This is a genomic window from Rhodococcus sp. BUPNP1 (assembly GCF_002215235.1).
Lineage (GTDB): Bacteria > Actinomycetota > Actinomycetes > Mycobacteriales > Mycobacteriaceae > Rhodococcus.
Map to the genome: position 1 here is coordinate 1 of NZ_NERM01000007.1, position 11,819 is coordinate 11,819.

General features: G+C 69.5%; 2 protein-coding genes. Both read left to right on the forward strand.

Annotation, left to right across the window (positions count from 1 at the left end):
- The coding region (locus B9C99_RS08870) for a non-ribosomal peptide synthetase (protein ID WP_143543549.1) at window positions 1-5,675 on the forward strand (5,675 nt) is incomplete at its 5' end.
- Window positions 5,676-5,889: 214 nt separating this feature from the next.
- Window positions 5,890-11,694, forward strand: a complete 5,805-nt coding sequence (locus B9C99_RS08875; RefSeq protein WP_172414900.1) for a non-ribosomal peptide synthetase — start codon at window positions 5,890-5,892, stop codon at window positions 11,692-11,694.
- Window positions 11,695-11,819 lie beyond the last annotated feature (125 nt).

The following is an 11,819-nucleotide window of genomic DNA, read 5'->3' on the forward strand; positions in this document are numbered from 1 at the left end:
CGTTCGTCGATCTCGGTGGTAATTCGTTGGCGGCGACGCGGTTGGTGGCGCGGTTGTCGGCGCGGTTGGGGTATCGGGTGGCGGTGCCGGTGGTGTTCGAGGCGTCGTCGGTGCAGGAGTTGGCGGCTCGTGTCGATATCGATGCGGCCGGTGCCGGTGCCGGTGCCGGTGCGGGGGCGGCGCGGTTGGTGGCGCGGCGGCGTCCGGATCGGGTGCCGTTGTCGTTGGCGCAGCAACGCATGTGGTTCCTCAACCGGCTCGAACCGCACTCCGCCGTGAACAACATCCCTGTGGCCATTCGCCTTTCGGGACGACTGGACATCGACGCGCTGCAGGCGGCGGTCTCCGACGTGGTGGAACGCCACGAATCGCTCCGCACGGTCTACCCCGAGATCGACGGTGTCGGCTACCAGCAGGTGCTGCCCGCCTCGGACGCGGTCGTCGAGGTCCGCCCCGAGACCGTCGGTGCCGACGAGGTCGCGGCCCGGGTCGCCGAAGCGGTCACCACCGGTTTCGATGTGACGCAGCAGGTTCCGATCAGGGTGCGCCTGTTCTCGGTGGCCCCGGACGAGCACGTGCTCGTCGTCGTGGTGCACCACATCTCCGCCGACGGCTACTCGATGGGACCGCTGACCCGCGACGTGGTGACGGCCTATGCCGCACGTGTCGCGGGCGGAGAACCCGGATGGGTCCCGCTCGAGGTGCAGTACGCGGACTACACGCTCTGGCAGCGCGAGGTCCTCGGCGACGAGTCCGACCCCGAGTCGCTCATGGCGCGGGAGACCGATTTCTGGAAGCGGACCCTCGCGGATCTGCCGGAAGAGTCGACGCTGCCGTCCGATCGTCCCCGGCCGGCCGTCGCGAGCTATCGGGGTGCCTCACACCGGCTCACCCTCGACGAGCGCGTCCGCGCAGCGATCGCCGACCTCGCCCGCCGTAGCGGCGCAACGGAATTCATGGTCGTCCACGCCGCGCTCGCCGTACTTCTGGCGCGGCTCGGCGGCAACGACGACATCACGATCGGCACCCCCGTCGCCGGCCGCGGCGACGCCGCGCTCGACGACCTGGTGGGCATGTTCGTCAACACCCTGGTGCTGCGTACACCCGTCGAACCCGATGCGTCCTTCGGCGACTTCCTCGACTCGGTGCGCACGGCCGACCTCGAGGCGTTCACCCATGCCGACGTGCCGTTCGAGCGGCTCGTCGAGGTGCTCGATCCGCCACGTTCGCAGGCGCGTCACCCGCTCTTCCAGGTGATGCTCACCTTCCAGAACATGCCGGTCTCGCAGCTTGAACTGCCCGAGCTCACCGTCTCCGGTATCGACTTCGACGCGCAGGTCGCCAAGTTCGACCTGCAGGTGACCGTCGCGGACGTCGTCGACGCCGCCGGCGATCCCTCCGGTCTCGTGGTGGAGTTCAACTACGCCACCGAACTGTTCGACCCGCAGACCGTCGCCGGTGTCGCAGAACGATTCTCGCGGATCCTCGAGGCGGTCACCACCGATCCGCGCGTCGCGGTCGGCGACGTTCCGCTCGTCACCGACGACGAGCTCGACCGCATCCTCACCGAGTGGAACACACTCGGCGAGTCCGTCCCGATCGTCGAACCGGCCACGCTGGCTGCACGTTTCGACGCCGCCGTCCGCGTGCACGCCGCGAATGCCGCGGTGACCCACGGCGAGACGACCCTCACGTACGCCGAGCTCGGTGCCCGCGCGAACCGGATCGCACGCCGGCTCGTCGCCGCAGGCGTCGGGCCGGGAACTCTCGTCGCGGTGGCCCTGCCGAGGACCGAGGACCTCGTGGTCGCCCTCACCGCGGTCGTGCTCTCCGGCGGCGCCTACCTGCCGATCGACACCGCACATCCGCAGGATCGTGTGCGATACATCCTCGACCAGGCCCAGCCCCGCGTGATCCTCACCTCCGATGCGCTCGGAGACGAGTCCGGAGCGGACGCGTTGCGCGGCAGCGGAATCGACATGCTCGACGTCGCCGCCGCACAGAACGACGACTCGGTCTCGGCCGATCCGCTCACCGACGCCGACCGGATCGCGTCGCCGCAGCCGGACGATCTCGCGTATGTCATCTTCACCTCCGGTTCCACCGGCCGCCCCAAGGGCGTCGCCGTCACGCACCGGAACGTGCTGACCTTGTTCGCCAACGCCGAGCCCCGCTTCGGCTTCGGCCCGGACGACGTGTGGACGCTGTTCCACTCCTACGCCTTCGACTTCTCGGTGTGGGAGCTGTGGGGACCGCTGCTATACGGGGGCCGGCTCGTCGTCGTCGACTACCTCACCTCCCGGTCACCCGAGCTGTTCGCACAGCTCGTCCGCCGCGAGGGCGTCACGGTGCTCAACCAGACGCCCTCGGCGTTCTACCAGTTCGACGAGGCCGATCGCACTCTCGCCGCCGACACGGCACCGCTCGCGCTGCGCTACGTCGTCTTCGGCGGCGAGGCACTCGACCCGGCCCGGCTCGCGGGCTGGTTCGATCGTCACCCCGCCGGCCCACAACTGGTGAACATGTACGGCATCACCGAGACCACGGTGCACGTGTCGTACCAGCCCATCGACCGCACCCTCGCGAAGGCCGGTGCCGCCAGCGCGATCGGACGGTCGCTTCCCGGACTGGACGCCTACGTCCTCGACCGGCGCCTGCATCCCGTGCCCGCCGGCGTGCCGGGCGAGCTGTACATCTCCGGCGACCAGCTCTCCCGCGGATATCTCGGACGCCCCGACCTGACGGTCGCGCGCTTCGTCGCGAACCCCTTCGGTCGCGGTCGCCTCTACCGCACCGGCGACATCGCGCGGTGGAACGGTGAAGGCATCCTCGAATACGCGGGTCGCAGCGACTCGCAGGTCCAGCTCCGCGGCTTCCGCATCGAACTGGGCGAGATCGAGTCGCAGCTACTGCAGGCTCCGGGTGTCGCACAGGCCGTCGCCATGGTCCGGGACGACGGACTCGGCGAACGTCTCGTCGGTTACGTCGTCGCCCGCACCGGTGAGACCGTCGACGCGGCCGCGGTGCGCGCGCACGCGTCCGAATTCCTCACGGGGTACATGGTTCCCGATGTGGTGACCGTGCTCGACGAACTGCCGCTCACGGTGAACGGCAAGCTCGACCGGCGCGCTCTCCCCGCACCCCGCATCGACATCGACGCCGATCGTTTCCGCGAACCGGCCACCGAATCGGAACGGATCGTCGCGCAGGTCTGGACCGAGGTGCTGGGCATCGAACGCGTCGGTGCCGACGACTCGTTCTTCGACCTCGGCGGCAACTCCCTCGTCGCGACGCGGGTCGTCGCGCGCATCAACGAGGCGACCGGAGCGAGCCTGGCCATCCGGGAACTGTTCGAGGATCCCACCGTCGAGGGTCTGGCGGCGCGCGTCGACGCCGGCGGTTCCGATCGGGCTGTGCCGGAACTCGTCGCACGGCCGCGTCCCGATCGCATCCCGCTCTCGCTCGCGCAGCAGCGCATGTGGGTGCTCAACCAGCTCGATCCGGGCTCCGCGACCTACAACATCCCGCTCGCCATCCGCCTGAGGGGTGCGCTCGACATCGATGCGCTGACCGCAGCGGTGGGCGACGTCGTCGAGCGTCACGAGACGTTGCGCACCGTCTACGCGCAGGACGAGCAGGGCCCCTTCCAGAAGATTCTGGATGCGGAGTCGATGCCGCCGCTCGAGGTGATCCGGGTGGCCTCCGAGCAGGAGGCATTCGAGGCCGTGGTCGACGTCGCCGCGCAGGGATTCGACGTGTCCTCCGAGCCACCCGTGCGCGGTCGCCTCGTCTCGATCTCTGCCGGCGGCAGCGCCGGCCCGGTCGTCTCCGACGATCATGTCCTCGCGCTCGTGGTGCACCACATCTCGGCCGATGGCGCCTCGCTCGTGCCGTTGGCGCGCGACCTCATGGAGGCCTACGTCGCCCGGCTGTCCGGATCGCGCCCCGATCGCCCGCCGCTCGAGGTGCAGTACGCGGACTTCGCGACGTGGCAGCAGGAGACCTTCGGCGACGCCGAGAACCCCGACTCGCCGGCAGGCCGCCAGCTCGCCTACTGGAAGCAGCAGCTGGCCGGGGTGCCGGACCTGCTCGACCTTCCCACCGACCGGCCGCGCCCCGCGGTACCGAGCCTGCGCGGGGCCACGGTCTTCACCGAGGTCGACGCGTCGACCCGGCAGCGGCTCGAGGCACTGGCGACCGAGAACCGCGCGTCGTTGTTCATGGTCGTCCACGCCGCGCTCGCCGTCCTGCTCGCGCGGATGAGCGGTTCGCGCGACGTCGTCGTGGGCACCGCTGTCGCGGGACGCGGCTCACGGGTGCTCGACGACATCGTCGGCATGTTCGTGAACACACTCGCGCTGCGCACGGACGTCGATCCGGGCGCGCATTTCGCCGACATCCTCGGACAGGCACGCACCGCCGATCTCGAAGCGTTCGCGCACGCCGACATCCCGTTCGAGCGCATCGTCGACGAGGTCGTCGCCACCCGGTCGCCGGCACGTCATCCCGTCTTCCAGACGATGCTCTCGTTCCAGAACCTCGAACCCGCCCGGCTCGAACTGCCCGAGCTCACGGTGGAAGCACTCGATTCGGGGGTGCTCGCCGCGAAATTCGACCTGCAGGTGACCGTGGAGCCGCTCGCCGACGACAACGGCATGCGGATCGCGCTCACCTACGCCGTCGATCTCTTCGACGAGACGACGGCGCAGGCACTCGCGCAACGCTTCGTGACGGTCCTCGACGCCGTTGCCGCGGATCCCGGTTCGGTGGTCGGCGACATCGAGGTCCGGACCGAGACCGAGCGCGAGGCGGCAACCACCTCGGTCGCCGTTCCGGTGCGGGAAACCGCTCTCGAGACGGTCGACCGGACCGTCGTCCAGGAGTTGCAGATCGCGGTCGAGTCCGATCCCGAGGCGCCCGCCGTGGTGGTGGGCGACACCGAGCTCGGCTTCGTCGACGTCGAGCGCCGGTCGTCGCAGTGGGCCCGGTACCTCATCTCCCGCGGAGCGGGTCCGGGTCGCACCGTCGCCGTCGACCTTCCGGTCGGTCCCGACCTGATCGTTGCGGTGTGGGCCGCCGTCAAGACGGGAGCCGCCGTCACGGTCGACCCCACGGTCACTGCCGACCACGTGCTGACCACCCTCGCACGCAGCGACGATCTGCCGTCCTCGGTCGCGGGGACGTTCGTCGACGATCCGGAGACGCTCGCCCTCGTCGCGGAGCAGCCGACCCGCTCGATTGCGTACACCGACCGTTCCGGTGTCCTCGGCCCCGATGACACGGCCGTCCGGACGAGTGAACTCGAGCTCACCCACGGTGCGGTCGTCGCGGCGCTGCGGCGCGGCCGGAAGGATCTCGATCTGACCTACGAGTCGCGGGTCCTTCTCGCCGGTTCCCGCCTCGACCAGTGGACGGTCTTCGCCGTCCTGGCCGCGGCGATCACCGGTGCCGTCGTCGTTCCCGCCGGTCCCGACCATGATCCGGGCATCCTCGTCGACGAGGAGTGGGTGACCCACGGCTTCGTCCCGGCCGACGAACTCGCCGCTCTGCCCGACACCGAGGATCTCGTGGCGGTCGTCGTCACGGACGGACCGGCGCACGACGGTGCGGAGCTGTCCGCCGGTCTCGCCGGCAAACTCTCCGACCTGCGTTCCCCCTGGGTCCTGCAGGAATGATTGCGGAAAGGTAACTTTACTTACCGGCCGAGTTCGTTCGGGGTGTCCACGGCCGGAAGGAGAGCTGTTCCGTGTTGCACAGAGGTCTTGTCGGGGGCCGAGCACGCTCGGGGACGCGCACACGGATGGGGGAACCCACCGCATGAGGGCACGGAGCCAGGACCGTGCTCGCCCTCGTGCTCCGCGTATGACCCGTGGTCGTCGTGGTGTGTTGTTGCCGCAGTTGTTGGTGTCGGCGGTGGAGTCCGCGGGTGATGCGGTGGCGGTGGTGGAGGGTTCTCGGTCGTTGTCGTATCGGGAGCTCGATGCGGTGTCGTCGCGGTGGGCGCGGTGGTTGATCGGTCGTGGGGTGGGGCCGGGGGATGCGGTGGTGGTGGCGGTGCCGCGGTCGCTCGAGTCGGTGGTGGTGTTGTGGGCGGTGGCGAAGTCGGGGGCGACGTTTGTGCCGGTGGATCCGGGTTATCCGGCCGAGCGGGTGCAGTTCATGGTGGCCGATTCGGGTGCGGTGTTGGCGTTGACGGTGGCGTCGGTGGCGCAGGTGGTGGCTGAGGCGGCGGGGTCGGTGCCGGTGGTGGCGGTCGACGAGGTGTCGGTGGCTGCGCAGGTGGGGCAGTTGTCGTCGCGTCCGGTGTCGTATGCGGATCGGGTGCGTTCGCTCGAGCTGTCGGATGCGGCGTGGATGATCTATACCTCGGGGTCGACAGGGCGGCCGAAGGGTGTGGTGGTCTCGCATGCCGGTGTCGGTGGGGTGGTGTCGGCCGAGCGTGAGCATTTCGGGGTCGATGCTTCGTCGCGGGTGTTGCATGTGTGTTCGCCGAGTTTCGATGTGTCGTTGCTCGAGTTGGGGGTGGGGTTCTCGGCGGGGGCGACGGTGGTGGTGGCGCCGGCGGGGGTCGGTGGTGGTCCGGATCTGGCGGATGTGATTGCCTCGCAGTCGGTGTCGCATGTGTTCATGACGCCGGGTGCGTTGGGGTCGATGGATCCTGCGGGCTTGGACGATCTGCGTGTGGTGGTGGTGGCGGGGGAGTCGTTCACCCCGGATCTGGTGCGGCGGTGGTCGGTGCCGGGTCGGCGGCGGTTCTTCAATGCCTATGGTCCGACGGAGACGACGATTCTGGCGACCTCGTCGGCGGAGTTGGTGTCCGATGCGCCGGTGGTGATCGGGTCGGCGATTGCGGGGGTGGGGGCGTTCGTGCTCGATGAGCGGTTGCGTCCGGTGCCCGAGGGTGTGGTCGGTGAGTTGTATGTGGCCGGGGCGCAGGTGGCGCGGGGTTATCACGGTCGGTTCGGGTTGACCGCGGCGCGGTTCGTGGCCGATCCGTTCACTCCGGGGGCTCGGATGTATCGGACGGGGGATCTGGTGCGTCGCGGCGCCGATGGGGTGTTCGAGTATGTGGGGCGTAGTGATTTCCAGGTCAAGATCCGGGGGTTCCGGATCGAGTTGGGGGAGATCGATGCGGTGTTGTCGTCGGTGCCGGGGGTCGGGTTCGCGGTGACGGTGGGGGCGGCGTTGGCGTCGGGGGAGTCGGCGTTGGTGTCGTATGTGGTGCCCGAGGCGGGGGTGGTGCTCGATCCGGCGCAGGTGCGGGCGTCGGTGGGGGAGGTGTTGCCCGGTTATATGGTGCCGTCGTCGGTGACGGTGCTCGACGAGGTGCCGTTGACGCCGGTGGGGAAGGTCGATCGGGCGGCGTTGCCGGCGCCGGTGTTCGAGGTGGCCGAGTATCGGGCTCCGCGGACGCCGGTGGAGGTGGCCGTGGCCGAGGAGGTCGCGCAGGTTCTGGGGGTCGAGCGGGTCGGGTTGGATGATTCGTTCGTCGATCTCGGTGGTAATTCGTTGGCGGCGACGCGGTTGGTGGCGCGGTTGTCGGCGCGGTTGGGGTATCGGGTGGCGGTGCCGGTGGTGTTCGAGGCGTCGTCGGTGCAGGAGTTGGCGGCCCGTCTCGACACCGCCGATACCGGGGCCGGTGCCGGGAGTGTGGTGTTGGCGGCGCGGCGACGTCCGGAGCGGGTGCCGTTGTCGTTGGCGCAGCAACGCATGTGGTTCCTCGGACGATTCGATTCTTCTGCGGCATACAACATTCCGATCGTCGTCCGGCTGACCGGAGATTTCGATGCCGAGGCGATGCAGGCGGCGGTGCGCGATCTCGTCGCTCGGCACGAATCGCTCCGCACCGTCTACCCCGAGATCGACGGTGTCCCGGTGCAGGAGGTCCTTCCGGTCGAGGCGTTCCTGCCGGAGCTCCTGCCGGTCGAGGTCGAACTCGACGCCGTGCAGTCCGAGGTCGACGCAGTCCTCTCGACCCGGTTCGACGTCACCCGTGAGGTTCCGGTTCTGGCCCGACTGCTCCGGTGCAGCGGCAGTGTCGAAAGCGGCCGTGACGCAACGGAACACGTGCTCGTCGTGGTCGTCCACCACATCGCCGCCGACGGAGCGTCGCTCGCGCCGCTGACCCGCGACCTCGCCGCCTTCTATGCCGCCCGCGCGACCGGGACCACGGCGGAGCTCCCGCCGCTGGCCGTCCAGTACGCGGATTACGCACTGTGGCAACGGGATGCGCTCGGTGATGCATCCGACCCGGAATCGGTCGCCGCGCGGCAACTCGACTACTGGCGGCGCGCCCTCGACGGGTTGCCCGACCAGCTCGATCTGCCCACCGACCGTCCCCGGCCGACCGTGCAGTCGCACCGCGGAGGTAGTGTCGACGTCGAGGTCGACGCCCACGTCCACGAGCAGTTGCGCGAACTCGCCGCGCGTCACGGTGCGACCCCGTTCATGGTCGCCCAGGCCGCCTTCGCGGTGATGCTCGCCCGGTTGTCGGCGACGCGCGACATCGCCATCGGTACCCCCGTCGCCGGGCGCACCGATCCACTGCTCGACGACCTCATCGGCATGTTCGTCAACACCCTCGTCTTCCGGACCGTCGTGGACCCCGCTGAATCCTTCGACGAACTCCTCGACCGCAGTCGCGCGACGGTGCTGGAGGCCTTCGACCACGCCGACCTGCCGTTCGAGCGGCTCGTCGAAGCGCTCGATCCGGCCCGATCCCTGGCACGGCACCCGCTCTTCCAGGTGGGCCTGTCGTTCCAGAACCTCGCACCGTCCCGGCTCGACCTTCCCGGTCTGTCCGTCGAGAGTCTGGTCCCCGACACCCGTATCTCGCAGTTCGACCTGCATCTGCTCGTCGGCGAGCGCGTCGACCAGGACGGACGGTGCGGTGGGCTGGCGGGTCGGCTCACGTATGCGGCCGACCTGTTCGACGAGGAGACCGCCCGCTCGTTCTCGTCCATGTTCACGCGCGTGCTCGCCGCACTCGTGGACTGCCCGTCACGTCCCGTCGGCGATGCCGACATGATCGGAGAGAGCGAGCGGACCAGGCTGCTCGACATCGGCAGGGGAGAGCACTGCAGTCCGGACGCATCCGTCCTTCCCGATCCGTTCCGGGCGCACGCCGATCGTCGCCCCGATGCGATCGCCCTCGTCCACGAGGGAACGTCGGTGTCCTACAGGGAATTCGACGAGCGCGTCAACCGGTGTGCGCGTGCGCTGATCGCGGCCGGTGTCGGCCCCGAGACCCGGGTCGGCCTCATGATCGGGCAATCCGTCGAGCTGGTCATCGCGATGTACGCGGTGTCCGTCGCTGGCGGAGCCTACGTTCCACTCGACCCCTCCCTGCCGTCCGGACGCATCGCGCAGATCGTCGCGGCCGCCGAACCCGCCGTCGTCGTGCGTGCGGGTGGGGCGTCCGCGGACGTCGATCTCGGCGGTGCTGCGGTGATCGAGGTCGACGATCCCACCCACGCGAGACTGTCCGCGGCGCCGGTGACCGATGCCGAGCGGCTCGCCCCGCTGCGACCGGAGAACATCGCGTACGTCCTGTTCACCTCCGGTTCGACGGGGGTCCCCAAGGGTGTTGCGGTCACCCATCGTGCGGTCACCAATCAGATGCGTTGGCTGCGGGAGCGGTTCGACCTCGGACCCGACGACGTGTCGGTCCTGCACACCCCGGCGACCTTCGACCTGTCGGTCTGGGAGTTCTGGGGCTGGTCGACGTGCGGTGGCCGGCTGGTGATCGCCGACCGGGGACGCCACCCCGACCCTCGCGTCATGATCGCCCTGCTCGAACGCGAACGGGTCACCACCTTCCACGGGGTCCCGACGATGCTCGGCATGCTCCTGTCGGGGGTCGAGGACCGACTCCCGTCGACGCTTCGGCGTGTGCTGTCCATCGGCGAGTCCCTGCCCGCCGCGACCGCGCGGGAGTTCGCGGCCCGCAGCGACGCCGAACTGGTGAATCTCTACGGGCCGACGGAAGCGGCCGTCTCGGTGACCGATCACCCGGTGACCGACGCCGCCGTCCACGGCGTGCCGATCGGGACACCGGTGTGGAACACGGGCGTCCACGTGCTCGACGACCGTCTCGGTGCGGTCCCGCTCGGCGCGGTCGGGGAGTTGTACCTGTCCGGCGAGCAACTCGCGCGCGGCTACGTCGCGCGGGCAGGTGAGACCGCCGGCCGGTTCGTCGCCGACCCCTTCGGCAGCGGAGGGCGTCTCTACCGGACCGGGGACCTGGTGCGCTGGGTGACGACCGCACGCGGACCCGAACTCGACTACGTCGGTCGCCGGGATCTCCAGGTGAAGATCCGTGGGTTCCGGATCGAGCTCGGTGAGATCGAGGACGCACTCCGGGCATGCCCCGGCGTCGCTGCCGCGGCGGCAACGGTGCAGCAGGACGCACATCGTGGCGACCGCGTGGTGGCCTTCGTGGTCACCTCGGACGGCACCGCACCGGACACCGCCGCCCTGCGGACCTCACTCGGCGAACGGTTACCGAACTACATGGTGCCGGCCGACATCCGCGCGATCGACTGCCTGCCGAAGGGGAGCACCGGCAAACTCGACCGGAATGCCCTCCCACTCGTCCCGGCCGCGCCGGCCGAGCACCGTCCGCCCGCCACCGCCGTCGAATCCGCCGTGGCGAAGGTGTTCGGGAAGGTCCTCGGCATCGAGTCGGTCGGACGTGACGACGACTTCTTCCGCTCGGGCGGTACCTCGTTGGTCGCGGTCCGGGCGGTCAGCGAACTCGCGGCGGCGCTGGAGCGTCCCGTGCCTCTCGAGTGGTTGTTCGCCCACCCCGTCGTCGCCGAGCTGGCGGAGCGAATCGAACGTAGCGAGCGCGACGGTGAGGAGTCGGCGTCCACGGCGTTCGACGTCGTGTTCCCCCTGCGCACGGGACCCGCCACCGGTGAGCCGGTCTTCTTCGTCCACCCCGTCGTCGGCCTCGCCTGGGGATTCTCGCGGCTCGCGGAGTTCGTCGAGGCCGGTCGTCCGGTCTACGGACTGCAGTCTCCCGCGCTGTCGGGCACCGAGGAGCTTCCCGGATCGATCCGGGAGTGGGCGGCCCTGTACGTGGACGAGATCCGGCGCGCACATCCCGACGGTCCCTACCACCTCGTGGGGTGGTCGATGGGCGGAGTGATCGCGCACGAGATGGCCGTGCAACTGCAACGACGCGGGAGCTCCGTCGGCTCCCTCGTCCTGCTCGACGCGCACGTCCCGGCCCCGCTGCCGGAGTCCGTCGACCCGCAGTCGGTGGCCCTCGCGGCGCTGAGCGGTCTCGACAACGGCGACCGCGCGACGCCGCATGTCAGGGATATCACATCGATTCTCGAGCGTGTCGAACACGGTGGCGACGTCTTCCCGTCCGTCGAGTCGTTGCTCGCCGGTATCGGCCACTCGTTCGACGTCCTCGAACGGCATCTGCCGGAACGCTTCGACGGCGACCTGCTCTTCGTGGGGTCGCGGAGTTCGTCGTCGCCGGAAGACGATTCCCGGCGGGACTGGACCGAGTTCGTCACCGGACGGGTACATCGCCACGACATCGACGTGTCCCACTGGGCGATGACGGGAGAGCATGCGTGTCGCACCGTCGGACCACTCCTCGCCGCCTGGTGCAACCGCCGCGTATGTCCGAATTGTGAAGCCTACGAGCGCGACTCGACACTCCGTGTCGGCGATTGAAGTGGCAGCGTCTGTACTACTGTGCAAAACTCGTGTAGTTCGGCGAACGTGATCCGGCTGTCGGGGGCCTGATCACGTCGATGCGCTAGGACGCGTGCCTGTTTCGGCGTGCGTTGATCAGCCGT